At 54.0% G+C, this 22,235-nt stretch carries 29 protein-coding genes and 1 tRNA gene; 21 read left to right on the top strand and 9 right to left on the bottom strand.

Annotation, left to right across the window (positions count from 1 at the left end; genetic code table 11):
• Positions 1-47 precede the first annotated feature (47 nt).
• From A3L08_RS00140 to A3L08_RS00165, 6 genes are read left to right on the top strand one after another with little or no spacing between them, the layout of a single operon-like run.
• Positions 48-1,334 (top strand): bifunctional L-myo-inositol-1-phosphate cytidylyltransferase/CDP-L-myo-inositol myo-inositolphosphotransferase, encoded by a 1,287-nt coding sequence (locus A3L08_RS00140; protein ID WP_232461736.1) that lies wholly within the window; start codon positions 48-50, stop codon positions 1,332-1,334.
• 57 nt (positions 1,335-1,391) lie between these two features.
• Positions 1,392-2,540, top strand: a complete 1,149-nt coding sequence (locus A3L08_RS00145) for an inositol-3-phosphate synthase (RefSeq protein WP_088853116.1) — start codon at positions 1,392-1,394, stop codon at positions 2,538-2,540.
• A 59-nt stretch (positions 2,541-2,599) separates the two neighbouring features.
• Complete coding sequence (locus A3L08_RS00150; RefSeq protein ID WP_088853117.1) at positions 2,600-3,202, top strand: DUF4443 domain-containing protein; 603 nt, start codon at positions 2,600-2,602, stop codon at positions 3,200-3,202.
• A 4-nt stretch (positions 3,203-3,206) separates the two neighbouring features.
• Entirely contained in the window at positions 3,207-3,842 is a 636-nt protein-coding gene (gene pyrF / locus A3L08_RS00155; RefSeq protein WP_088853118.1) for an orotidine-5'-phosphate decarboxylase, read from the top strand.
• A complete protein-coding gene (locus A3L08_RS00160; protein WP_088853119.1) occupies positions 3,833-4,351 on the top strand; it encodes an RNA-binding protein in 519 nt (172 codons plus the stop codon). The genes pyrF and A3L08_RS00160 overlap by 10 nt, the downstream gene beginning before the upstream one ends.
• Before the next feature lies 1 nt (position 4,352).
• Positions 4,353-4,811, top strand: a complete 459-nt coding sequence (locus tag A3L08_RS00165) for an adenylyltransferase/cytidyltransferase family protein (protein ID WP_088853120.1) — start codon at positions 4,353-4,355, stop codon at positions 4,809-4,811.
• Between the two features lie 132 nt (positions 4,812-4,943).
• Here the strand turns inward: A3L08_RS00165 and A3L08_RS00170 are convergent, their stop codons facing one another.
• The 4 genes from A3L08_RS00170 to A3L08_RS00185 form a co-directional block, all read right to left on the bottom strand.
• Complete coding sequence (locus A3L08_RS00170) at positions 4,944-5,282, bottom strand: CopG family transcriptional regulator (RefSeq protein ID WP_088853121.1); 339 nt, start codon at positions 5,280-5,282, stop codon at positions 4,944-4,946.
• Positions 5,269-6,039, bottom strand: coding sequence for a ParA family protein (locus A3L08_RS00175; protein WP_088853122.1), 771 nt, complete (start codon positions 6,037-6,039; stop codon positions 5,269-5,271). The genes A3L08_RS00170 and A3L08_RS00175 overlap by 14 nt, the downstream gene beginning before the upstream one ends.
• A 32-nt stretch (positions 6,040-6,071) precedes the next feature.
• Positions 6,072-7,325: a cell division protein FtsZ gene (gene ftsZ, locus A3L08_RS00180; protein WP_088853123.1), complete on the bottom strand. Its 1,254-nt coding sequence runs from the start codon at positions 7,323-7,325 to the stop codon at positions 6,072-6,074.
• Between the two features lie 62 nt (positions 7,326-7,387).
• Positions 7,388-7,579: a ribbon-helix-helix domain-containing protein gene (locus A3L08_RS00185; protein WP_088853124.1), complete on the bottom strand. Its 192-nt coding sequence runs from the start codon at positions 7,577-7,579 to the stop codon at positions 7,388-7,390.
• A 209-nt stretch (positions 7,580-7,788) separates the two neighbouring features.
• On the opposite strand from A3L08_RS00185, the gene cgi121 reads away from it, so the two are divergent.
• The 5 genes from cgi121 (at position 7,789) to A3L08_RS00210 (ending at position 11,278) form a co-directional block, all read left to right on the top strand.
• Complete coding sequence (gene cgi121 / locus A3L08_RS00190; protein ID WP_088853125.1) at positions 7,789-8,196, top strand: KEOPS complex subunit Cgi121; 408 nt, start codon at positions 7,789-7,791, stop codon at positions 8,194-8,196.
• An 86-nt stretch (positions 8,197-8,282) separates the two neighbouring features.
• Positions 8,283-9,461 carry a pyridoxal phosphate-dependent aminotransferase gene (locus A3L08_RS00195; RefSeq protein WP_088853126.1) on the top strand — a complete coding sequence of 393 codons (1,179 nt, stop codon included), beginning with the start codon at positions 8,283-8,285 and terminating at the stop codon, positions 9,459-9,461.
• A gap of 13 nt (positions 9,462-9,474) precedes the next feature.
• Complete coding sequence (locus A3L08_RS00200) at positions 9,475-9,738, top strand: TMEM165/GDT1 family protein (RefSeq protein ID WP_088853127.1); 264 nt, start codon at positions 9,475-9,477, stop codon at positions 9,736-9,738.
• Between the two features lie 15 nt (positions 9,739-9,753).
• Entirely contained in the window at positions 9,754-10,959 is a 1,206-nt protein-coding gene (locus A3L08_RS00205; RefSeq protein ID WP_088853128.1) for an MFS transporter, read from the top strand.
• Positions 10,949-11,278, top strand: coding sequence for a hypothetical protein (locus A3L08_RS00210; protein WP_088853129.1), 330 nt, complete (start codon positions 10,949-10,951; stop codon positions 11,276-11,278). Before A3L08_RS00205 ends, A3L08_RS00210 begins: the two co-directional genes overlap by 11 nt.
• 1,246 nt (positions 11,279-12,524) lie before the next feature.
• Here the strand turns inward: A3L08_RS00210 and A3L08_RS00215 are convergent.
• Positions 12,525-12,612, bottom strand: a tRNA-Leu gene (locus A3L08_RS00215).
• 102 nt (positions 12,613-12,714) lie between these two features.
• Here A3L08_RS00215 and A3L08_RS00220 point away from each other — a divergent pair.
• From A3L08_RS00220 to A3L08_RS00255, 8 genes are read left to right on the top strand one after another with little or no spacing between them, the layout of a single operon-like run.
• Positions 12,715-13,095 carry a DUF2178 domain-containing protein gene (locus A3L08_RS00220; protein ID WP_157721563.1) on the top strand — a complete coding sequence of 127 codons (381 nt, stop codon included), beginning with the start codon at positions 12,715-12,717 and terminating at the stop codon, positions 13,093-13,095.
• Positions 13,096-13,479 (top strand): DUF2178 domain-containing protein, encoded by a 384-nt coding sequence (locus A3L08_RS00225; RefSeq protein WP_088853131.1) that lies wholly within the window; start codon positions 13,096-13,098, stop codon positions 13,477-13,479.
• Positions 13,480-13,770, top strand: coding sequence for a DUF2178 domain-containing protein (locus A3L08_RS00230; RefSeq protein ID WP_088853132.1), 291 nt, complete (start codon positions 13,480-13,482; stop codon positions 13,768-13,770).
• On the top strand, positions 13,771-13,959 hold the full coding sequence (locus A3L08_RS00235) for a hypothetical protein (RefSeq protein WP_088853133.1): 189 nt from the start codon (positions 13,771-13,773) through the stop codon (positions 13,957-13,959).
• Positions 13,956-14,168 (top strand): helix-turn-helix transcriptional regulator, encoded by a 213-nt coding sequence (locus A3L08_RS00240; protein WP_088853134.1) that lies wholly within the window; start codon positions 13,956-13,958, stop codon positions 14,166-14,168. Before A3L08_RS00235 ends, A3L08_RS00240 begins: the two co-directional genes overlap by 4 nt.
• Entirely contained in the window at positions 14,155-14,526 is a 372-nt protein-coding gene (locus tag A3L08_RS00245; RefSeq protein WP_088853135.1) for a hypothetical protein, read from the top strand. Before A3L08_RS00240 ends, A3L08_RS00245 begins: the two co-directional genes overlap by 14 nt.
• On the top strand, positions 14,513-15,259 hold the full coding sequence (locus A3L08_RS00250) for an ABC transporter ATP-binding protein (RefSeq protein ID WP_088853136.1): 747 nt from the start codon (positions 14,513-14,515) through the stop codon (positions 15,257-15,259). The genes A3L08_RS00245 and A3L08_RS00250 overlap by 14 nt, the downstream gene beginning before the upstream one ends.
• Positions 15,256-16,527 carry an ABC transporter permease gene (locus A3L08_RS00255; protein WP_088853137.1) on the top strand — a complete coding sequence of 424 codons (1,272 nt, stop codon included), beginning with the start codon at positions 15,256-15,258 and terminating at the stop codon, positions 16,525-16,527. Before A3L08_RS00250 ends, A3L08_RS00255 begins: the two co-directional genes overlap by 4 nt.
• A gap of 12 nt (positions 16,528-16,539) precedes the next feature.
• Here A3L08_RS00255 and A3L08_RS00260 read toward each other — a convergent pair whose 3' ends face one another.
• Complete coding sequence (locus A3L08_RS00260; protein WP_088853138.1) at positions 16,540-16,953, bottom strand: RNA-binding domain-containing protein; 414 nt, start codon at positions 16,951-16,953, stop codon at positions 16,540-16,542.
• Positions 16,954-17,024: 71 nt separating this feature from the next.
• Between A3L08_RS00260 and A3L08_RS00265 the strand changes: the two genes are divergently transcribed.
• Complete coding sequence (locus tag A3L08_RS00265) at positions 17,025-17,834, top strand: ZIP family metal transporter (RefSeq protein ID WP_088853139.1); 810 nt, start codon at positions 17,025-17,027, stop codon at positions 17,832-17,834.
• Here A3L08_RS00265 and A3L08_RS00270 read toward each other — a convergent pair.
• Together A3L08_RS00270 and A3L08_RS00275 are read right to left on the bottom strand one after the other, a co-directional pair.
• Positions 17,803-18,372, bottom strand: coding sequence for a dephospho-CoA kinase (locus A3L08_RS00270; protein WP_088853140.1), 570 nt, complete (start codon positions 18,370-18,372; stop codon positions 17,803-17,805). The two genes, A3L08_RS00265 and A3L08_RS00270, sit on opposite strands and share 32 nt — an antisense overlap.
• A gap of 45 nt (positions 18,373-18,417) precedes the next feature.
• Positions 18,418-20,598 (bottom strand): ATP-dependent DNA helicase, encoded by a 2,181-nt coding sequence (locus A3L08_RS00275; RefSeq protein ID WP_088854842.1) that lies wholly within the window; start codon positions 20,596-20,598, stop codon positions 18,418-18,420.
• 73 nt (positions 20,599-20,671) lie between these two features.
• Here A3L08_RS00275 and A3L08_RS00280 point away from each other — a divergent pair, with 73 nt between their 5' ends.
• Positions 20,672-21,244 (top strand): hypothetical protein, encoded by a 573-nt coding sequence (locus tag A3L08_RS00280; protein ID WP_088853141.1) that lies wholly within the window; start codon positions 20,672-20,674, stop codon positions 21,242-21,244.
• Positions 21,245-21,246: 2 nt separating this feature from the next.
• On the opposite strand, the gene A3L08_RS00285 is transcribed toward A3L08_RS00280, so the two are convergent.
• Positions 21,247-22,227, bottom strand: coding sequence for an ABC transporter ATP-binding protein (locus tag A3L08_RS00285; RefSeq protein WP_088853142.1), 981 nt, complete (start codon positions 22,225-22,227; stop codon positions 21,247-21,249).
• Between the last annotated feature and the right edge of the window lie 8 nt (positions 22,228-22,235).

Consider the following 22,235-nt stretch of genomic DNA (forward strand, 5'->3'; position numbering starts at 1 on the left):
GTCCGGACGCTTCTAAGCTCCTTGAGTGACAGGGGATTAAAAAGGTGATGCCGATGCCAGAGATGGCAGTAATACTAGCAGCTGGCCTCGGAACCAGGATGGGCGGGAAGCCAAAGGGACTCGTCAAAGTCGCCGGAAGGGAAATTCTGTACCGTACCATGGCCATTCTCCAGAGGGTCGGAGTCAAACGCTTCGTTCTCGTCACCAACGACCGCTACGCACCGCTTTACAGGGAGTTCATTGAGAAATACGGTTTTCCAGCGGAGGTCATCATCAATCCCGAGCCTGAGAAGGGCAACGGACACTCCCTCCACCTGGCGAAGGGAAGGGTTTCGGGGAAGTTTGTCCTTGTGATGAGTGACCATGTCTACAGCGGGGTTTTTCTTGAGAAAGCAATCCGCGGAGACGGTCTCATAGCGGACAGAAGGCCGGGATGGGTTGACGTTGGCGAGGCAACGAAGGTTAAAGTGAAAAACGGCCGCGTTGAGAAAATAGGAAAGGGCCTCAAAGAGTGGGACGCAGTGGATACGGGCTTCTTCGTCCTTGATGAGGGCATCTTTGAGGTTACCGAAGAGCTGGAGCGCGAGAGGAACGGTGATTATTCCCTCAGCGAGGTCGTGGAACGGGCGACGCTTCCGGTAACTTTCGTTGACGGCCTCGGCTGGACTGATGTTGACACGCCGGAAGACATAAAACAGGCCAGAAAAATGCTTGTGAAGACCGCGGTGAAAGGAACCGGGGATGGATTCGTCAGCAGACATCTGAACAGAAAAATATCCACCGAGATCAGTGCTCTGCTCGTGGATAAAGTCACGCCGAATCAGATGACTGCTTTTACATTTGCCCTCGGAATCTTCTCTGCCCTGTTAACCCTGGTGAGCCTTCCGCTGGCAGGAATACTCTACCAGCTTAGCTCTATCTTAGATGGCGTTGACGGGGAGATAGCAAGGGCCCAGCTGAGGACGAGCAGACTGGGCGGTTATATAGACTCAATCCTCGACCGCTACGTTGACGGGACCTTCCTGGCGCTTCTGGCTTACTCGACGCTTAGTGAGCCTTTATGGTACCTCATCGCCCTCTTCGCTCTCCTCGGCGCGGTGATGGTCAGCTACTCGACTGAGCGCTTCAAGGGGGCCTTCTGCAGGGACGCCTACGCTGAAGTGCCCTCCCTCAGAAAACTGCCCGGTAAGAGGGATGAAAGGGTCTTCCTCACGATGCTCTTCCTGCTGTATCCCATTCCCGTTTCAATAAAAGCACTGTTTGCCATACTTGCAATTCTGACGAACCTGAGGGTTGCCCTGACCCTCTATTTCGTCTCCAGAAAAGTTTCGTGAGCGAAAACTATTTAACTGCTGTAAAATATCCTACACCAACAAAGGAGGTGGAGGAAAATGGTTAGGGTTGTCATACTCGGCCAGGGCTACGTTGCCAGCATTTTTGCGAGCGGACTTGAGAAGATAAAGGCAGGGAAGATGGAGCCCTACGGTGTTCCGCTTGCCGACGAGTTGCCAATTAAAATCAAGGACATAGAGATAGTCGGCTCCTACGACGTCGACGCGAGCAAGGTTGGAAAGGACCTCTACGAGGTCGTCAGATCCTACGACCCGGAGGCTCCGGAGAGCCTCAAGGGGATAACCGTCAGGAAGGGCGTCCACCTTGGAAGCCTCAGAAACCTCCCGATTGAAGCTACTGGCCTCGACGACGAGATGACCCTCAAGGAGGCCGTTGACCACCTCGTGAGCGAGTGGAAGGAGCTCAAGCCCGACGTCTTCGTCAACGTCTGCACCACTGAGGCTTTTGTCCCCTTCGAGAGCAGGGAGGAGCTTGAGAAGGCAATCGAGGAGAACAACAAGGACAGGCTCACTGCCACACAGGTCTACGTCTACGCGGCTGCCAAGTACGCCAAGGAGGCTGGAGGAGCGGCCTTTGTAAACGCCATCCCGACCCTCATAGCCAACGACCCGGCGTTCGTCGAGCTCGCCAAGGAGAGCAACCTCGTTATCTTCGGTGACGATGGAGCAACCGGTGCAACACCGCTCACCGCCGACGTTCTCAGCCACCTCGCCCAGAGGAACAGGTACGTTCTGGATATAGCGCAGTTCAACATAGGTGGAAACAACGACTTCCTAGCGCTAACCGACAAAGAGCGCAACAAGAGCAAGGAGTTCACCAAGAGCTCGGTCGTTAAGGACCTCCTCGGCTACGACGCCCCGCACTACATCAAGCCGACCGGCTTCCTTGAGCCCCTCGGCGACAAGAAGTTTATAGCGATGCACATCGAGTACGTCAGCTTCAACGGCGCCCACGATGAGCTTGTCATCACCGGTAGGATAAACGACAGCCCGGCTCTGGCTGGTCTCCTCGTCGACCTCGTCAGGCTCGGAAAGATAGCCGTTGACAAGAAGGAGTTCGGAACCGTTTACGAGGTCAACGCCTTCTACATGAAGAACCCCGGACCGAAGGAGAGGGGCAACATACCGCGCATCATAGCCCACGAGAAGATGCGCACCTGGGCCGGCCTCAAGCCAAGGTGGCTCTGACTCTTCTTTTCCAACAAACCTTTTAATCCCTTTTCCCAACTTTTCCCGGAGGGAAGCCGATGAGCTGGAAGAGGGGAGCCTATCCGGAATTCACGCTTGAAGATGCGGTCGCGGTTCTTTTCATGCTCCAAGAACCGGTTGGGAGGAAGACGGTCTCCGAGGTTCTTGAACTCGGCGAGGGGAGCGTCAGGACCCTTCTGAGGAAGCTGTCCCAGCTCGGAGCTATATCATCAACCCAGCGCGGTCACTCGCTCAACGAAAACGGACAGGAACTCGTGGAGAGGATTGAGTCCTGCTTCTCAGGAGCAAAGCCTGCCGGCAAAATCGATGGCTATCCAGCGTACGCCCTGGTGGTTAGAAATCCCCCCGAGTTCAAGAGCATAGAGCTCCGCGATGAGGCGATAAGGTTCCACGCGAAGGGAGCTATGATACTCGTGGTCAGAAACGGGGAGATAGTCTTCCCGGAGGACGGCAGGCCCCTGCGGGAGACCATGCCAGAAATCGCGGAGGAGCTGGAGGAGAGGTCCAAGCCGGAAGATGGGGATATGGTTGTGGTGACCTGGGCGGAGAAGGAAGCGGACGCCATGAAGAGCGCCTACCACGTGGCGTTGACCCTGAAAGGGGAGTGCATTCCGGAGGAGATAATCTCCCTCGTGAGGTGAAAGCGTGAGCAGGCTTATTCTAGCTTTGGACGTCTACGAACGCGAGAGGGCCCTTGAGATAGCGGAGTGCACAGCTGACTACCTCTGGGCCATCAAGGTCAACTGGCCACTGATAATCGGCTCGGGCCTTAAGATAATCACCGAGCTTAAGCAGGTGACCGGACTGCCAATCATAGCCGATTTGAAGCTCGCTGATATACCGAACACGAACAGGCTGATAGCAAAGAAGGTTTTTGAGGCAGGGGCGGACTACGTCATAGCCCACGGCTTCGTCGGGAGGGACAGCGTTAAAGCGGTGATGGAACTCGGGAAGACGATAATCGTCGTCGAGATGAGCCATCCCGGGGCGAAGGAGTTCATTCAGCCCGTAACGGATAAGCTCATCGAGATGGCCAACGAGCTTGGGCCGTTTGGGGTTATTGCGCCGGCAACGAGGCCGGAGCGCGTGAGTTACATCCGCTCGAAGCTCAAGCCAGGGATTAAGGTGATAACCCCCGGCGTTGGCGCCCAGGGCGGGACGGCGAGCGAGGTTTTAAAGGCCGGAGCCGACTACATCATCGTGGGAAGGGCCATCTACCAGAGTGAAAACCCGAGGGAGAGCGCGAGGAGGATTTTCGAGGAGGTGGAAGCATGGAGCTGAAGGTCAAGCACCCCCTCAGCAAGAAAGAAGTTAAGGAGATAATCCGCGAGATGACCGAGATCTTCGGCGAGGAGATAGCCAAGAAGATGCTGAACAAGAAGGACCGCGTTGAACTGGCGGAGTTCGATAAGACGACGGAGGTAATCCTCGTCAACGGGAGGCCTTTCTTCATCAGGCGGAAGGAACTCGTCTTCCCGCTGGTCATAGCGCTCTACGAGCTGTCCAACGAGGATGATTTAAGGAAGTGGCCGAGGAGGGTTGTGGTCGATGCCGGTGCCGTCCCATTCATCATCAAGGGCGCCGACGTCATGGCGGCAGGGATAACCGACGCCGACGAGAACATCAGAGAGGGGGACTTCGTATTTGTAGTCGAGGAGGACTACGGGAGGCCCCTCGCAATAGGAATAGCACTCATGGACGGCAAGACTATGAAGGAGAAGCCCAAGGGCAAGGCAGTGAAGAACATCCACCACGCCAAGGACAAGATATGGGAGCTCACGGTGGGCTGAGATGGGAGATGAAAACGAGGGGAAGAGAAAGGTCCGCGTCCTCACGGGAGGTGTTTTTGACCTCCTCCACGTCGGCCACGTCCACTTTTTGAGCCAGGCGAAGGCTCTGGGAGACGAGCTGGTGGTGATAGTCGCCCACGACGAGACCGTCAGAAAGAGGAAGCGCAGAGAGCCCGTGAACACCGCGGAGGACAGGGCCGAGCTGCTGAAGGCCCTCAAGATGGTGGACGAGGTCTACATCGGCAGTCCCGGGGCGATAGACTACGAACTCGTGAAGAGGATCGATCCGGACATAATCGCGGTCGGGCCGGATCAGTCCTTCAACTGCGAGAGGCTCAAGGAAGACCTGAGAAAGCACGGGATAAACGCAGAGGTGATACGCATACCGTACCTCTACAGGAGCGACAGGGCCAAGACGAGCAAGATAATACAGAGGATAGTCGAGACGTACTGCGAGTGATTTGAAAGCCTGATTGCAGCCCTTATTACTCCGGCTTATTGGAGGGCAAATGCCCAATAATCGGGGGTTGGGGCGTTATTTGAGCGCTTATTTAATCTCGGATTTGAAGGTCTGATTTGACCACCATCAGCGTCAGAGCTTGAACTTCTCCATGTAATCCCTCAGGAAGTCGGGGTCTTCCCGTTTGACGGCACTCAGGAGCTCATTGAACTTCTTCTCGCCGAGTGCAAGCTTCAGGTAGTAGTAGAGGTTGACGGCGTCCTCAACTATAGCGCTCTGTCTCCTGCCTTCATCCGCATATAGCTCAATGAGCTTCTTGTTCATGTCCCTGCTTATGTAGAGGGTCTTCTGCATCTTCTCCTTCTTCAGATCCTTCGATTTGAGAGCTTTTTCTTCCTTCTTGGGCTTTGAGGGCTTCGTGAGCTCATTAACGGAACCTTCAAAAAGCTTGGGAATTTTATCCTTCGACAATTTCGACCACCTCTCTCGCGAGCTTTGCAAAGGCCTTGGCGGCCCTGCCGTCACCCTCGAACTCGAATATGCTAACGCCCTGACTCTGGGCCTTCTCAAGGGCTATCGCCTTCGGAATCGTCGTCAGTATCGGCGCGTCCGGGTAGGTCTCCTTCAGCTCCTTGAGACGCATCTTCGGAACCTTTGTCTGGCGGGTGAACTTGTTGGGGACCAGTCCGAGGAGCTTGAGGTTCTCGTTGGTCTCCTCGCGGATCATGCGCATGAGGTTGAACATGAGCTGCATTCCGATGACGCCGAAGTAGCTGAGTTCGAGTGGAATGAGGACGTAGTCGGAAGCGGTCAGAGAGTTGACCAGGAAGATGCCCATGCTGGGCGGGTTGTCTATGAAAACGTAGTCGTAGTCCGGCAGGATTGGGGTGAGGGCCTTCTCAAGCCTTCTCTCGCGGTTGTAGGTGTTGATTATCTCGATTTCCTTGGCGGAGAGGTTTAGGTGGCTCGGTATGAGGTCGATGTTCTCGCGCACCTTAACTATCGTCTCCTCTATGTCGCTGTCCCTCGTCATGAGCGTTCCGACGTTCCTGTCGCCGTACTGGAGGACGTCCATGCCTACGAGCCCAAAGGTCAGGTTGAACTGCGGGTCTATGTCCACCAAGAGAACCTTCCTGCCCATATCCGCGAGCGCGTAGGCGAGGTTCATTGTCAGGGTGGTCTTCCCGACGCCACCCTTCTGATTGGCCACGCTAATGACCACTGCCATAGAATCACCTAACTAAATGATAAACGAAAGGGTCAGGCTATGTCCAGGAAGTCGTCCAGAACTCTCTTAGCGTAGGGCGGGAGCTCCTTGCCCTTCTTCTCTGACCTACCGGATATCGTGTTGAATATCCTGTCGTAATCGTCGTTCGCTGACTTGAAGGGCCTCACAGGCTCGGCCGTTATTATGTTGTCCTTTATTGACGAGCCGACCTGGAGGGCGTGCTCCCCGCCGAGGATGTGCGGGCTCTTGACGCCGGTCATGATGACCATAGCGCGGACGACCTTACCCATGTCCTCGTCGATCCTCGCTCCCCACTTGATCTCGCTCTTCTCACCGAGCTTCTCGTAGACGATGTTCATGGCATCGTTTATCTCTCCAATGCTGACGTCCGGTCCGACGGTGAAGTGAACGAGGGCTTTATCACCACTACCATACTCGACTTCAAGCATCTTGTTCTCAAGGGCGTTCTTGACGGCATCGACGGCCCTGTTGCTGGAATCGCTCTCACCGATTCCGATGAGTGCAGCCCCACCGTTGTGCATGACGCTGTAAACGTCTGCGAAGTCGATGTTGACCATCGACGGGAGCTTTATGGTCTCAGTTATGCCCTTAACCATCCTGGCTATTATCTCGTCGGCGAAGCGGAAGGCGGCGTTTATCGGAAGCTTTGGAACGAGCTTGAGGAGCTTGTCGTTCTCAATTATTATGACGGTGTCCGAGTAGTACATGAGGGCCTTTATGCCCGCCTTGGCCTTCTCAATCCTTACCTTACCCTCGTTCTTGAACGGGTAGGTCACGACGCTAACGACGAGCGGCTCCCTAAAGCGGCCGTTGTGCCTGGCGCGCTCCTTTATCACCTTCGCCACAACCGGCGCGGCGCCCGTACCGGTGCCGTTGCCCATACCAGCGGTGATGAAAACAAGATCGGCGTCACCTATTGTCTCAGCGATCTCGTGGGCGCTCGCCTCGGCGGCGCGGTAACCCACTTCAGGGTTTCCACCTGAACCCTTACCCTGGGTTATCTCCTTTCCAAGGAGGAGCTTCTTGTGCGCCTTCGTCCTGGCAAGGTGCTGAGCATCGGTGTTCATGGCTATAAGCTCGGCACCCTGAACGCCAAGCTCAAAGAGCCTGGTTATGGTGTTGTTTCCAGAACCACCAACGCCAACTATAACGATCCTTATCAAATCCTCGAGGTTCTCGTCCGAAAACCCTTCAAAGTTCTTGGTCTTAGCATCGTCGTCTAGGTCGAGTTTGATTCCCGCCTGTTCGAGCAGTTTAAACACCATCTGCCCCAACCCCCTCAGTCTATCAGGTCATGATTGTGATTAAAGCGGCTGATTCAAGCGGCTTATTTCAGTACGTAATCGGGAGTGGAACGCTCCTCGGTCTCGAGCTGGTAGAGCTCCTTCTTCAAAAGCTCGCGTATTGCTTCCCTGATTATCTCGCTCCTGTTGGGGTAAACACCCTTCCTAACGAGCTGATCCATGGCGTTAATAAGCCCCTGGGGGAGCTGTACACTGATGATACGCATCTTGGCCATTCCTGCACCACCCAGTTCAGCAAGCCGCTGGAATAGATAGTGATTTAATTAGTTAAATACTTTGCGCTCGCTTAATATTATTAACATATTATGATTTCCAAAAATTTTTTGAAAAATTTTGAATTCACAAAAAATATAAAAATTTGGCCGGCCGAACGGCTCAGAAAGAGTTTTAACGCCAGAAATTCCACCCTTTCCAGGGTGGCCGGATGGAAGAGATAACCCCAAATCTCCACATTGCAAAGGTATCTATAAAAAACGCCGAAACAATTATACCAAGGATAAAGGGAGATTTCCAGATAGTTCGAGCAGAATGCTGGGAGGAAGTGGCCTTTGCGGCGATTTTAGCCCTCCGCTCGTTTGAGAGAGGGACCAACCATGCGAGAACTCTCGGGGGCGAATTACTTCTCAGGCTGGCTGGAACCCTCCAGATCAAGGACGCGATAGCCGAAAGGGGGATCAGGAACGGAGAGAACTACCTGGTGGTCTTCGGAGATCGCGGGAAAGCGGAAGCGCTCCTTCAGGAACTCGGGTTTGAGGAACTGCCGCTGACCGGCTGCGAAAGGGATAAGCTGAAAACTTTTTTTGAAAAAGCGGCCTTGGTCGAAGTTTTGTAGGCCCTTAATGCCCATTTATGCCCTTTATGGTGGATAGATTTATAAAATCCCCCTATCATTCTCGGATTGCTTGAGGTGATGCCCTCATGAAATATAAAAAACGCAAATACTTCCTCGCAGGCAGGATAAACCTCATCCAGCGCTCGAAGATAAGGGAGCTCTTCGAAAAGGCAAAAAAGATGGATGACGTTATCTCCCTCGGAATTGGCGAGCCAGATTTTGACACCCCCGAGGTGATAAAGGAGGCCGCCAAGAGGGCGATAGATGAGGGCTACACCCACTACACGCCCAACGCGGGCATTCCCGAGTTCCGCGAAGCTATAGCAGAATACTACAAGACCCACTACAAGGTTGACGTCTCTCCCAATGACATAATCGTCACTGCCGGCGCTTACGAGGCAACTTATCTGGCTTTCCAGACCCTTCTCGAGCAGGACGATGATGTTATCATCCCCGATCCAGCGTTCGTCTGCTACGTTGAGGACGCGAAGATAGCCGAGGCAGGCATAATCAGGATCCCCCTCCGCGAGGAGAACGAGTTCCAGATCGACCCGGACGAGCTGGTCGAGGCGATAACCAAGAGGACCAGAATGCTCGTCATAAACTATCCAAACAACCCCACCGGAGCCGTCCTCAAGAAGAAGACCGTGAAGGCGATAGCCGACATAGCGGAGGACTACAACCTCTACATCCTGAGCGACGAGCCCTACGAGCACTTCCTCTACGAGGGGGCCAAGCACTACCCGATGATAAAGTACGCCCCGGACAACACGATTCTGGCGAACTCCTTCTCAAAGACCTTCGCAATGACCGGCTGGCGTCTCGGCTTCACCATAGCCCCAACGCAGGTTATTAAGGACATGATAAAGCTCCATGCCTACGTCATCGGAAACGTCACCTCATTTATCCAGATAGCCGGAATCACCGCCCTCAGGGACAAGCGCAGCTGGGACGCCCTCGAAACCATGCGCCAGACGTATGCGGAGAGGAGAAAGCTCGTCCTGCACCACCTCCACAAGATGCCGCACATAACGCCCTTCAAGCCCAAGGGTGCATTCTACATCTGGGCCAAGATTGACCCCGAACTTGACATGACGAGTGAAGATTTCGCCAACTGGCTCCTCGAAAATGCAGGGGTCGTTGTAATCCCGGGAACGGCCTTTGGAAAGCAGGGAGAGGGCTGGGTCAGGATAAGCTACGCGACCGAGAAGGAGAAGCTCATCGAGGCCATGGAGAGGATGAACGAGGCCCTTTCAAAGCTCTAAAGGTGGAAACACGATGGACGGCATCCTCGCCATCTTTTTTGCCATTTTCTTGGCAGAGCTCGGGGACAAGACCCAGCTCGCGACCATAGCCTTTGCCTCAAAGTACGGCTGGAAGACTGCCTTTACCGGGGCTGTTCTCGGCCTCGCGGCGGTTAACCTGTTAGGGGCCATCCTTGGAGACAAGCTTGGGGACGTCCTCCCCATTGATCTGGTCCACAAGGGGGCGGGGGTCCTCTTCATACTCTTCGGAGTCCTGATGCTGCTTGGAAAGATTTAGACAGGAGGGGGTTAAATGGACAGGAAATGGCTGACGGTTATAATGAACACCCTTGTTGTCGCCTCTGGTTTTGGAACCATGCACATGCTCGAAAAGTTCAAGGACGTTGTTATAGCGCACTACGGCATAACGGAGGCCATGATGAGCTACCAGCAGACCGCCTACGTCGTCGGTCTCTTCGTGGCATTCCTCCTCGGCGGGACGAGCCTTTTCAAAGGCTCCTTTAAGAGGAGCGTAGCTTTAATAGTCAGCTTCGCAGCTATACCGCAGTTCCTGATTCCCTTCATGCCCAACTGGTGGGGAATCGTCGCCCTGAGGTTCTTCCAGGGCTTCATAGTCGCGCTAGTCGCGGTCTTCAGCAACCAGATTGCAAGACTCTTCCTGGCCGAGAGGCCCTTTGCCAAGGGTATAGTCCTCTCCGGAATTTTCTGGGGCGGGATCTACGGTATAAACCTTGCCAAGTGGGCTTCCCACTCTTACGCAGGCTGGAAGGCCGTTGAAGTTGCTTTCCTCCTCTCGGCGATCGTCATGTTCATAATGCTCGCCCTCTGGTGGTTCTTCGTTGAGGACTTCGAGATACCCAAGGAGAAGCACTCTGCTAAGGGGGCCAACGTCTGGAAGATGCCCTTCACGTGGGTCTTCGGCTTCACGTTCTTCCCGGCCCTCTGGATAGTATTTACCCTTGGCTCCTTCACACTCCACAACGTGGACTTCAGCGACGCTCAGCTCGCCAACCTCGTCATGACCCTCGAGGTCTCGATGGGTGTCTGGTCGATAATCATGGGCTACCTCGGCTACCGCCTCTCCCTCAAGAACACCAGCAACAGGGGCCTCTTCAAGGCGATAGTCAGCGTCATGACGACCTCCTACGCCCTCACATTCCTGGGTCTCTTCATCCTCTGGAAGGGCATATCGGCCAACGACTACACCCTTGCCCTCCTCGGCCTCGCGATAACCGGAATAGTACAGGGAACTGGCCCGGCATTCTGGACGACGGCTCCAGCGGCCTATCCAAAGGAAATTTACCCAGAGGCAAGCTTTGCCCTTGGTTTAATCTCGAACTCAGCCAACGCAGTCGCTCCGAACGTCATGTTCGTCCTCGTCCACGGTGTCTCCACGGGAGTAACCATATACCTTGGCATGGCCCTGCTCGGCATAGTTCTCCTGCTGGCGTCGTCGAGGATGAAGCTCCCCGTGGAGGAGCTTGGAGATGCGGCCTAAACCCGCCATTGTTTCCTTTTTCTTACTACTCTCCCTCTTCTTCTACGGCATCGGGCTACTCGGCGGTGACCTCTCGGACATCGCCGGATACGGGGTTATCGGAACCATCCACCTCATCTTTGCGGCCAGCATTTACAGAGGGCACGAGACAATCGTGGACATCTCCCCGTATATAGCGCTTCTGGACATGCTCTTCGGGCTCCTCTGGATCATGGTGGGGCTCTCTCTGCCCGCGTTCACACTGACCCTCCTCTCGGCGCTCATACTGGTAGCCCTCATGGACGAAGACGTCAGAACGGAGCTGAAGATGGGCGGCTGATTATCTGGATTGTGGGGGAAGTATGCCCCCGGCAGGTTGGGAGGAATCTTTTAGAAAAAGCTTGACCAAGCAAACTTTGCAACACAAAGTTTGATCAAAGGGTTCCTTTCTCGTAAGAACACCGAAAACCGAGCGTGCACTCTTTTCGTAACTCACTGGAAAGGGGTTTAATCCTAAAGGTGGCCTTTCAGGCAGGTTTGCGCTTTATTCTGGCATTCAAAGGACGCTGTGAAGAAAGCAAGCCCTTAAGAGCTAGTAATTGATGAACAACCCCCATGGAAATCAGCATTCTCAGAAAAAGCACGCAATCTTTCCGCCATCCGTAAGGACGCTTGAACGACAGTGAAAGCAGCGCTGAAGCTTTTTGAAAAAGCTTCACCAAAAGTTCGTAGCTCCTCTTTGAGAAGGCGTGCTGTAGGTTTTATCCTCTCACAGTTCACTCCCAAAATGAGGGAACATTCAAGTGAGCCATTGGCAAGGGTTTATTTCCTTTGACGCCCTGCGGGCGTCGATTTTAAAGTTAAAACCCCTCTCGTGAAGCAATTCAAAAAAGTCTCCTCATCCAAAACAGCTATTCAAGAGGAAAACCACTAAGAATTTGACTTCCTAGAAAGAGCTACGAACTTTGATGAAACTTTTGCTCGGCAAACAAACTTTGCAGAGTAAAGTTTGATCAAAGAGTGCCCTTCTGAAGAAAAGAGCAAAAGACCAGTCGTGCCCTGTCCAAGAGCAAGTTTTAAGGGGTTTAACATTAAACCACACTCTTTAAGCAGTTTCAACTTTAATCAGCGCCCTAAGGGCGCGCTTTAGGGAGTGAAACACTCACCAAGGGAGCAAGCGAGTAAAAACCCTTTCAGAATTTGAATCTTTAGAAGAAGCACCTCATCTTCCGCCAGCGCTGAAGCTTTTGGAAAAAGCTTCACCAAAAGTTCGTGGTTCCTCTCAAACCGGCAATTTGAGAAGAATTCCAGTGAAAAGAGCTGGAGTGAATCTTGAATTCCACATATTAACCTGCTTTTTAATTACGAGTTCAATCATAACCGACGCCCAAAGGGCGTCAAGGGAGGAGAACTCCCTGAGAAAGGGCTATAATTAGGGAATTCAAATCTAAAACAGCTCGTAAAAAGGAATCCCCTTGCGGTTAGCGCTGTCAAAAAGAACCACCAACCTTGATCAAACTCAACGGGACTGTCGTCCCGTGCGTTGGAGCTTCGCTTCAACGTCGCGCAGGCGAAGTTTGTTAGAATGGTGCGGGGGCGGGGATTTGAACCCCGGAACCCCTACGGGACGGGACCCTAAATCCCGCGCCTTTGACCAGGCTCGGCTACCCCCGCGCGGTTTTGAGTTGTCACCCCCGCTTTAAAAACTTTGAGGAGCAAAGTTTATAAGGATGTAAAGGAAGCTTTACGTAAAGGAAACCTTACATGGTGGTAGCTGTGGAAAGGTGGAAACTCATTGGATACGTGATTCCGGCCACGACTGCCTCACTGCTGGCCGTGGCCCTCTGGATGGGGAATGCACCACTTGCCTTCGGAGTTCTGGCCGGGGCGATAGGTGTAATGCTCCTTTATTCGGAGTGGCTCAGGGGACGTGGGGAGGTTCTGAGTGATGAGAGGACTCTCCGTATAGAGGAAATGGCCTCAAAGAGGACGCTGCAGGTCTTGATACTCGTCATAGCTTTCCTCGTGGTTGGGCTCTCCATATTTTCCGAGAGGGATCCGGGGTTAAGGAGTGCCTATTATCTCTCCCTTGGCTTGATGGTTTTAATCTCAGCCCTGAAGGTTTCATTAAAACGCCACTATTCGAGGGTGATGTGAATGAAAGCAAAGTACTGGTTCGGGTGGGGGATAATGTTCGTGGCCCTTATAGGCCTCTTCATTTTCGCTTCAAACGCCGGGAGTGTGCTCCTTGGCGTCTCCAGCCTGCTCCTTGGTGCTATAGTCGCGACGGCATACCAGAGATATCTCGAGAGTATTGGGGAGATGATCACTGACGAGAGGCTTCGACTGATAGAGGAGAAGAGCTACGCACTGACGATGCGCGTCCTTGGCTTCACGATAGCGCTCACCTTCGTCTCGACGAGCATAATCTCCCAGAGCAATCCCTTCTGGAAAAGCGCCTCCATCGTGAGTGGCCTGTTTATGTTTGTCTATGCACTGCTTCCAATCTTTGCAAAGGCTCACTACGAGAGGGTGATTTAGATGGGGAGTGGACTTCTTTTCCTGTTTATAGCAGCTGTTACAGGAATCTACTGGTTTATGTTTTGGCGCTTTATGAAGGAAACAGGCCAAATGAAGGATGAGCGTGGAAGGAGAATAAACCAAATTGCCTCCGAGAAGATTCTCATAATCGTCCAGATGATGCTGCTTGTGGGCCTCCTTGCCTCAGAGAAATTCGAAACTCTTGACGCATCCAAAATTCTTGCACTAATTTATGTAGTCGCAATTTTTGGTCATGCCTCCTTGAGGTATTACTACTCCCGGGTGATGTGAATGAACGAGATTCTAATTATCTCAGCATTGTTCCTAGTATGTGGCCTCCTTTTGGGTATATTCATTGCAAAGACTATCCTAAAGGACATAGGCATTCCTCCCGACGAAAGAGCATTGGAGCTAGACAAATTGACAGCTTTGAGAACTTTGGAGCTTATTATGCAAGGAAGATGTGAGGTGTCGCCATGAAGAACCGTCTCCGCGAGCTGAGAGAAGAGAGGGGCCTCACTCAGGAGGAGCTTGCAAAAGCACTGGGTGTTACAAGGCAGACGATAATAGCGATAGAGAAGGGGCGCTATGACCCTTCCCTCAGGCTGGCCTTTAAGATGGCAAGGTTTTTCAATGTTAGAATAGAAGACATATTCATCTATGAAGGTGAGAACGATGAATGCCGATGAGCGGATTCCCGGGGCACTTCTCTACACTGGCGGCATCGTGCTCGCGTTTCTTCGCCCGCCTGTGGACAGAATAGCTTGCATAACTGTTCCCGGGGGAAAAGTAACCAGTGGCATCAACCCCTTTTTCCTGGCCCTTGAGTTCGGTTTGGTGATGGTCGGATCGGTGCTCCTCGCTCTAAAGCACGACTTCAAAAACAGCCACGCTAAAAACGGCCGGATAAGCGTTGCAAGTGGTCTTGGAGTAGCATTTATCGGAGGATACTCCGGTCTTCGCGCGGTTCTCCTTTTTGGAGTTATGCTCGCCACCTTTGGATTGGTCCTTTACAAGGTCGGGGGTATGAGAGATGCCGATGGTTGAAGTCCAGAACCTTGAGAAAGACTACGGAAAGGTGAAGGCCCTCAAGGGGATAAGTTTCTCCATCAACGAGGGCGAAATCTTCGGGTTAATTGGGCCGAACGGGGCCGGAAAGAGCACGACGCTGAAGATTCTCGCAACACTACTAAGGCCCACAGGAGGAAAGGCGGAGGTCTCCGGATACGATGTCGTGGAAGATGCCGAGGAGGTCAGGAAGCTGATAAGCTACCTGCCGGAAGAGGCTGGGGCGTACAAAAACCTCACAGGGCTTGAGTATCTGAGCTTCATGGCCAGGCTCTACGCCAAGGACGAGGAGAAGGCGGAGGATATGCTAAAACTCGGGATCGAACTGAGCGGGCTCGGGGAGAGGCTGAGGGACAAGGTCGCAACCTACTCGAAGGGAATGACGAGAAAGCTTCTCCTCGCGAGGGCGCTCATGGTGAGGCCGAAGCTGGCCATTCTGGATGAGCCGGCAAGCGGCCTTGACATAGTCAACGCCTACGAGATAAGAAAAACTATAAAGCACTTTTCCAGGGAGGAGGGCGTCACGTTTCTTGTTTCGAGCCACAACATGCTTGAGGTCGAGTTCCTCTGCGATCGCGTTGCCCTCATCAACGAAGGCCTCATCGTTGAGAGCGGGACTCCGAGGGAGCTCAAGGAGAAGTACGACGCCGAAAACCTGGAGGAAGTCTTCATGAGGGTGGTGGGTTTTGAAAAGAGGGGTGGTGCCCTATGAGTGACTTCTGGGTTCTCGCGAGGAAGGAAATAATGAACCTGATAAGGGACAAGAAGCTTCTCTTTGGGCTTGTGATCGTTCCCCTGATAATCTACCCTGCAATGGGCAAGATGATTCAGACCGGCCTCCAGCAGGCCCAGGAAGAGACGCAGGTGGCCGTTATTAACCTCGATGAGGGCAATTATGGGGAAGTTCTCATAAAGGCATTGGAAGTGACTCCAAACGTGTCCGTTACGGTTTTGGAGGCCGGGTCTATTGAAGAGGCGCTTGAAAAGGCCTCGGAAGAAGGGCAGAACGTCCTGGTGGTTATACCGCGCAACTTCAGCCAGAGCATAGAGGGCAACACCATTGCCACCCTCCAGATCTACGGCATCTTCCGGTCAGTAGGGACTGGGATAAGGGAGAGCGTGAGCGAAAGCAGGATAAACGCCGTGGTCGGAGTGCTCTCGGAGCAGATAGCCAGAATAAAGATAGAGGCCCTGGGTGTCAAGAATCCTGAGGCGGTGCTTCACCCGATATCGGTCACCAGCATGTCCGTGATAAAGGGAAGGATAGTCCCTGTGTCCCCTTCGCTCGTTTCCGGGGTCCTGGCTTCCCAGGCATACAGCCTGCCCCTGATAATTTTCCTGATGGTCACGATAACGGCCCAGATGGCTGCAGGAGCTGTTGCGGCCGAAAAGGAAAACAAAACCCTTGAGACGCTCCTCACGCTCCCGGTAAAAAGAACGACCATAGTGGCTTCAAAGATAAGCGGGACTGCTGTGATGGGCCTGATAGCAGCCTTGGCCTACATGGTCGGCCTCAGGAGTTACATGGGGACCTTCATGGTGGAAACGGGGGTCACTCTCCAGGACCTGGGCCTTCAGACGACCCCGACCGGGATGGTGCTATTTGCGGTCGTGGTGTTCCTCACCATAGTCTTCGCCCTTTCCCTTGCGATGCTCCTGGCGGTCTTTGCAGAGGACGTGCAGAGTGCGAATACGGTCGTCAGCTCGGTAATACTGCCCCTCGCCTTCCCAGCTTTCATACTGATGTTCACGGACATATCCGAGCTCCCGACGTTCGCCCGCTACGCCCTGATGGCCGTTCCATTCACCCACCCCATACTGAGCTACCGCTACGTGCTCGGGGGAGACTACACCTCCCTCGGCCATAGCATCGCGTACCTGGCCGTCATAGCGGCAGTGACACTCTACCTGACCGCCCGCGTCTTCTCAGGGGAGAGGATATTAACCGCCAAAATAAGCTGGGGGAAGAAGAGGGGCTAGCCCTTCTTTCCCTTATTCTATCGGAACCCCGTCCTTCGTCCTCGGGGCGAGCCACTTCATGAGCTTCTTTGGGTTTTTTGTTCTGATGATGATGGTTATGGGCCCGAGTGGGCTCTCCTCGTTGAAGTTCACGACGCCAGCGTAGGCGGCCTGCTTGTTAACCTTGATTATTATCTCCTCTCCGAAGTAGCCTTCCTCAAGGAAGCTCCTCGCCGTGTCGAGTATGGCCTGCCCTCTGAAAAGCTCGTAGAGCCTGCTTAAGGCCTTCCTGCTCCTCGTCTTCCCGGTTAGGATTATGTAGTCCCCCTCATCAAAGGCCTCGAACTCCAAATCTGGAATCAGGTTCAGCATGGCCTTCTTTACCTTCTCGATGTCCTCGGTCGGGTAAACGTAAGCCTCAACTTCAACTTCCTCGAAGAGCTCCATCTTTCCCACCGGACTAAGGTCGGAAGAAACCTTATAAACTCAACCGCCCACATAATTAGGGTGGCCTAACAGTGTTAGAGAACTTCATCACGAACCTCGCTGAGTGGATACTCAACCTCTCAAACGGCAGTACCATGTGGGTAGCCTTCTACGCCGGTCTATTCGTTGCCATGATGACCTCTCTCGGCGCTCTGGTTGCCATCTTCGCCAAAAGCCTCCCGGAGGATGGCGTTGACTTTTCGCTGAGCTTCGCCGCGGGGGTTATGATAGTCGCCTCTTTCACCTCGCTCATCCTCCCCGCGATAGAGGATACTGGTTCTTTCTCTCCGGCTGGAATAGGGATAGCCCTCGGTGTTCTCCTTATCTATGCAATAGATCGCCTTTTGCCCCACGAGCACCTCGTCAGGGGCTACGAGGGGCCGAAGTCGATGACGGAGCGCCTCAGAAAGGTCTGGCTTTTGGTGATAGCGGTCATAATTCACAACCTCCCGGAGGGGCTAGCCGTTGGCACGTCTCTCGTCTACAACCTGGAGGTCGGCCTCGTCACGACGATAGCGATTGGCATACAGGACTTTCCAGAGGGAACGGTAGTTTCCCTACCGCTGGCGGCCATTCAGAAGAAGCGCCTCCAGCCGATTTTGATGGGCGTTCTCAGTGGTGTCGCTGAGATGGTGATGGTTCTCGTTGGAGCCTACTTCTTCACGCTCTTCAGCTGGCTCCTGCCGTACGGCCTCGGGATGGCAGGAGGGGCAATGCTCTACGTCACCGTCAAGGAGATGATACCTGAGATATACAGGGGAGAAAAGAACGAGACCCTCGTAACACTCGGCTTCTTCGCCGGCTTCTACGTCATGCTCTTCCTGGATTCGATGTTAGGATGAGTTCGACGATTTCTCCCACTTTTTTCTCGTACTCTTCCCGTGAGCCGTCGTTGATGATCATGTAGTCTGCCATCGCTATAACACCACCAATTCCGAAGCGCAGCTCTTTCCAGTCCCTTTCCTCGAAGTCTTCCCAGGTTTTTGGATCGTCATGTCTTCCCCTGGCTCTCAGCCTCTCGAAGCGCTGTTTTGGTGGGGTGTGAACCGCTACAATCACTATTCGCTCATCAGGAAAGGCCCCTCTGAAAGTCCCCACCTCGTCGAGCGATCGGACGCCGTCTATGACCGCCACACCACTGTTTTTTAGTAAGGCTCTGACTTTCTCCACAGCCAGCTTTGCAACGGCGTTTTGGCCGAGCTCCTGTCTCAGGCGAATGCTTACCTTGGCCACGTTCTCTTTGGTCAGCTCGAGACCCCTCTTTACGGTCTCCTCCCTTACGATATCGCCCATAGAAACGCTGGGAAAGCCCCTTCTTTCGAACTCCTTTACGATTTTGCTCTTTCCAGAACCGGGCATTCCAGTCACGATGATGATCATAGTGCCCACGCCCGAATAAAATATGGGGATTTAAAAAGTTAGTCCCTACTTAAGGAACGCGTCCAGTGTTCCCTTCTTTTTGCGCTCAGCCTTCTTTCCAGCGTCCTTGACCTTTCCGGGCATCTCGACGCCAAAGTGCTTGAACAAGCCTTCCACGACCTTAATACCTATGCCCTCCACCTCAAGCAGGTCCTTGACCTTCGCGCGCATTATGTCCTCCGGGGTTCTGAAGCCGGCGTTGTAAAGTGCTCTCGCCCTCTTTCTTCCGATGTTGGGCAGTCTGACGAGCTCGAGGAGCTCTTCCCTGACTCCGTGCCTCAGGCGTAGGTGCAGATCCCTCAGATAGTTCAGGACGTCTTCCTTCGGCTCGAAAAGGCGGTAGAGCTCGATGAGCGCGTACATAAGCCAGTCCGCCAACTCTAAAATCCTGTAGAGGTCGCCGGGGTCTATGTTGTAGGTCTCGTATATCCTTGTCTCAGGAACCTCGTTTATCCAGTCGAGGAGGACTTTAGCGGTCTTCACCTGGCTCAGGAAGCCCTGGAAGCGCGAGTCCTCGTAGTAGGGGATGTTTGTGTAGAGCTTCTCCTCGAACTCGTAGGCTAAATCAAGGTAATCCTCCAGCTCGCGCTTTCTTGCAGTGAGCGTCGCCATATCTGGAGTCGATGCTATCAGCTGGAAGATTCCAAAGGGATTTGGGTTCTTCTCTAACATTGGAAAAGCGTCTCTGAACTTCTTTGCCGTTACCGGGTCGATGTAGAGCTGGGACGTTCTCCTGCCGAAGGGCAGGGCCATGAAGCGGTCTTCCACGTCCATGTCGATGAACTCGTTCTCGATGAGGAAGTAGACGACGTTCTTGGCCTTGTACTCCAGCGAAGCAATGTCCCCCCTCTGGTGGGCGTAGAACGTCCTTTCAAGGAAGGAAACGAGCTCGCGGAAGTTCAAGATGCCGAAGTTGGTTATTAAAGCGAGAATCTGACTTCTGAAGGCCTGCTCGTTGGCGAGCATCGAGAAAAGCTTCTCAGGCTTCCCGTGGACGTAGCGCTCCATAAGATTCTTGGGGTCGTCGGTTCTGGCCACTATTATCGCTTCGCCATACCTGTCGTACTTTGGCCTTCCTGCCCTTCCCATCATCTGCTGAATTTCGAGGACTGGAATGTCGGTCCAGCCGAAGCCGGCGTAGCGCTTGGTGTCGCGGATTATGACGCGGAAGGCGGGGGTATTGACTCCAACCGCCAACGTCGGCGTCGCCGTTATCACCTTGATCAAACCATCTCTGAACGCATCCTCTATCAGCGTTCTCTCGGCCCTGCTCAATCCCGCGTGGTGGAAGGCGACGCCGCCCCTCAATGCCCTCTTCAGCTTTTCCGTTGTCGGGTTGTCCTCTATCTGGGAGGTCAGCTCCTCCAGCTGCCTCGTCTCCGGCTTGGTGAGCAGTCTGGAAACCTTCGATGAGAGCGAAACGGCCTCCTTTTCCGCGGAACGCCTCGTGTTTACAAAGACGAGCGCCTGTTTGCCCTTCTTCACGGCGTCGATTGCTAAGCTTTCCCAGTTCTCAGGGTAGCGGTCGATTTTACCGTCCTCCCAGAAGAGCTGGCCGAGGTGAAAAACCCCCTTCCTCAGCTCGACCGGGCGCCAGTCGCTCATGACTAAAGCTGCATCGAGCCACTCCGCCAGCTCCTCCGCGTTTCCTACCGTCGCGCTCAAAGCGAGAATCTGCGCCCTTCCGAGCATGTGGCTGAGTATCATCTCCAGAGTTGCCCCTCTGTCGTAGGAGCCTATGAGGTGAACCTCATCCGCAACAATGAGCTTGACGTCCTTAATCCATCCTGGAGAGTGCCTCAGAAGGGAGTCGAACTTCTCTGCCGTCGCCACTATGATGTCGTACCTTCCAAGCCACTCGTCTGTTGAGTCATAGTCACCTGTCGTTGCTGCGACCCTTACTCCCAGGCTCTCCCACTCTTTGAACTCGCGGTACTTCTCCTCGGCAAGGGCCTTGAGCGGGACGAGGTAGACGGCTTTGCCCCCCTCGCGGAGGAGCTTGTTTATCATGACTATCTCGCTCACCAGGGTCTTCCCGCTCGCCGTGGGGATGGCCAGAACGAGGTTTTTGCCCTCTAAAACGCCGCTCTTCAACGCTTCTGCCTGAGGAGGATAGAGCTCCTCTATGCCCCTCTCGCGGATGATTTTCTTTATGCGCTCGTCGACAGGAAGTTCATCGACCTTCATGCCCCTCACATCCCACCCAATTGGGGGCGGCGGTTTTATATGCTTATCCCACTCACTATTCCAGGGGAGGGGCATGGAGCTGAGAATTCCCTACATCGTCTTTAAAACCGGAACCGGAGAATACGGAGTCGACGCGTACTTCTCTCTCAGGGTTGAAAAGCCGGAGCGAAGGGCCACGCTCATACGGAGGACGGATGCACTCGAAAGGGTAAACGCAAAGCCGCCGGGAACCCTTCTCGATGCAGGTTCAGTGGATGGGTATCTGACGTCACTGTTCATGGCGCTCTACGACCTCAGCGGGGAGAGGTTCAACGAGAGGGCCCACCACATGAGGCGCTGGAGCCTCTGGAGGTTAATAGGAATACCCACCGGCCATCAGAGGCACGTGGACAGAGACGAGGAGCTGGCGGAGAAGAGCAGGGAAGCACTTCTTGCCCTCGCGATAGTGAGGAAGGTGCTTGGGGTAAAGGCACCGACCGAGCTGGAGAAAGTGCGTATCATTCCCAAGGGCTACGCGGTGTTGAGGCTTGAAATAAGCGGGGAAACCGTGAGCGACCCCGTTTACCGGGAGCTTTTCAAAATAGACTCCAACGCAGGGATGGCCATTCAGTGGCTCAGGTTGAAAACTGAGAGGGAAGAAAGGTAAAGTCACTCCTTTCCGTAGAGCCAGCAGGCAACGTAGTGGCCGTTTTCGACCTCAATGAGGGGCGGCTCCTTCCTGTCGCAGAGACCCGCCTTGGCGAAGGGACACCTCGGGTGGAAGCGGCATCCCTGGGGCGGGTTTATCGGGCTCGGCGGCTCCCCTTCCACTTTCATGCGCTTGGCTTTGAGCTCCTTGGCGAGCTCCGGGTCCGGAACAGGTATCGCCGACAGGAGGAACTTGGTGTACGGGTGGAGCGGGTTCTCGAATATCTCCTCCGCCGGGCCGACCTCGACGAGTTTTCCAAGGTACATCACGCCCATCCTGTGGCTCATGTACTTGACGACTCCGAGGTCGTGGCTGATGAAGAGGTAGGTGAACCCGAACTCCTTCTGGAGATCCTTGAGGGTGTTGAGGATGTTGGCCTGCACCGAAACGTCGAGCGCCGAGGTGGGCTCGTCGAGGACAATGAACTCTGGCTTGAGAGCGAGGAGCCTCGCGAGGGCTATGCGCTGTCTCTGGCCGCCGGAGAACTCATGCGGATAACGGTAGAGGTGCATCTCATTGAGGCCAACGCTCTCGAGGAGCTTTATCACGAACTCCTCTGGGTCGTCCACGGGTATCTTGTGGAAGCGGACGGGCTCCATGATTATCTCAAAGACGGTCTGGCGTGGGTTAAGGGAGGAGTAGGGGTCCTGGAACATTATCTGGGCCTTCCTGCGGAACCACTTCATCTCTTCCCCTTTGAGCTGCGTGACGTCCTTGCCCTGAAAGATGATCTGGCCTGCGGTTGGCTCTATTAGACGGAGTATCGTCCTTCCTGTCGTCGTCTTTCCGCAGCCGCTCTCACCCACGAGGCCGAAGGTCTCCCCACGGTTTATCGTGAAGCTTATGTCGTCAACGGCCTTGACGTAGCCCTCCGTCCTTATTAAACCCCTGATGGGGAAGTACTTTTTGAGGTTCTTAACCTCGAGTATCGGCTCGCTCATGCTATCAC

It is taken from the genome of Thermococcus pacificus, from assembly GCF_002214485.1.
GTDB lineage: Archaea > Methanobacteriota_B > Thermococci > Thermococcales > Thermococcaceae > Thermococcus > Thermococcus pacificus.

Bases quoted from the DNA above. Each gene is read 5' to 3' on its own strand.
- A3L08_RS00140 (WP_232461736.1), top strand. From the start codon at position 48: ATGCCGATGCCAGAGATGGCAGTAATACTAGCAGCTGGCCTCGGAACC.
- A3L08_RS00145 (WP_088853116.1), top strand. From the start codon at position 1,392: ATGGTTAGGGTTGTCATACTCGGCCAGGGCTACGTTGCCAGCATTTTT.
- A3L08_RS00150 (WP_088853117.1), top strand. From the start codon at position 2,600: ATGAGCTGGAAGAGGGGAGCCTATCCGGAATTCACGCTTGAAGATGCG.
- A3L08_RS00160 (WP_088853119.1), top strand. From the start codon at position 3,833: ATGGAGCTGAAGGTCAAGCACCCCCTCAGCAAGAAAGAAGTTAAGGAG.
- A3L08_RS00165 (WP_088853120.1), top strand. From the start codon at position 4,353: ATGGGAGATGAAAACGAGGGGAAGAGAAAGGTCCGCGTCCTCACGGGA.
- A3L08_RS00175 (WP_088853122.1), bottom strand. From the start codon at position 6,039: ATGGCAGTGGTCATTAGCGTGGCCAATCAGAAGGGTGGCGTCGGGAAG.
- ftsZ (WP_088853123.1), bottom strand. From the start codon at position 7,325: ATGGTGTTTAAACTGCTCGAACAGGCGGGAATCAAACTCGACCTAGAC.
- A3L08_RS00185 (WP_088853124.1), bottom strand. From the start codon at position 7,579: ATGGCCAAGATGCGTATCATCAGTGTACAGCTCCCCCAGGGGCTTATT.
- cgi121 (WP_088853125.1), top strand. From the start codon at position 7,789: ATGGAAGAGATAACCCCAAATCTCCACATTGCAAAGGTATCTATAAAA.
- A3L08_RS00195 (WP_088853126.1), top strand. From the start codon at position 8,283: ATGAAATATAAAAAACGCAAATACTTCCTCGCAGGCAGGATAAACCTC.
- A3L08_RS00200 (WP_088853127.1), top strand. From the start codon at position 9,475: ATGGACGGCATCCTCGCCATCTTTTTTGCCATTTTCTTGGCAGAGCTC.
- A3L08_RS00205 (WP_088853128.1), top strand. From the start codon at position 9,754: ATGGACAGGAAATGGCTGACGGTTATAATGAACACCCTTGTTGTCGCC.
- A3L08_RS00210 (WP_088853129.1), top strand. From the start codon at position 10,949: ATGCGGCCTAAACCCGCCATTGTTTCCTTTTTCTTACTACTCTCCCTC.
- A3L08_RS00225 (WP_088853131.1), top strand. From the start codon at position 13,096: ATGAAAGCAAAGTACTGGTTCGGGTGGGGGATAATGTTCGTGGCCCTT.
- A3L08_RS00230 (WP_088853132.1), top strand. From the start codon at position 13,480: ATGGGGAGTGGACTTCTTTTCCTGTTTATAGCAGCTGTTACAGGAATC.
- A3L08_RS00235 (WP_088853133.1), top strand. From the start codon at position 13,771: ATGAACGAGATTCTAATTATCTCAGCATTGTTCCTAGTATGTGGCCTC.
- A3L08_RS00240 (WP_088853134.1), top strand. From the start codon at position 13,956: ATGAAGAACCGTCTCCGCGAGCTGAGAGAAGAGAGGGGCCTCACTCAG.
- A3L08_RS00245 (WP_088853135.1), top strand. From the start codon at position 14,155: ATGAATGCCGATGAGCGGATTCCCGGGGCACTTCTCTACACTGGCGGC.
- A3L08_RS00250 (WP_088853136.1), top strand. From the start codon at position 14,513: ATGCCGATGGTTGAAGTCCAGAACCTTGAGAAAGACTACGGAAAGGTG.
- A3L08_RS00255 (WP_088853137.1), top strand. From the start codon at position 15,256: ATGAGTGACTTCTGGGTTCTCGCGAGGAAGGAAATAATGAACCTGATA.
- A3L08_RS00260 (WP_088853138.1), bottom strand. From the start codon at position 16,953: ATGGAGCTCTTCGAGGAAGTTGAAGTTGAGGCTTACGTTTACCCGACC.
- A3L08_RS00270 (WP_088853140.1), bottom strand. From the start codon at position 18,372: ATGATCATCATCGTGACTGGAATGCCCGGTTCTGGAAAGAGCAAAATC.
- A3L08_RS00275 (WP_088854842.1), bottom strand. From the start codon at position 20,598: ATGAAGGTCGATGAACTTCCTGTCGACGAGCGCATAAAGAAAATCATC.
- A3L08_RS00280 (WP_088853141.1), top strand. From the start codon at position 20,672: ATGGAGCTGAGAATTCCCTACATCGTCTTTAAAACCGGAACCGGAGAA.
- A3L08_RS00285 (WP_088853142.1), bottom strand. From the start codon at position 22,227: ATGAGCGAGCCGATACTCGAGGTTAAGAACCTCAAAAAGTACTTCCCC.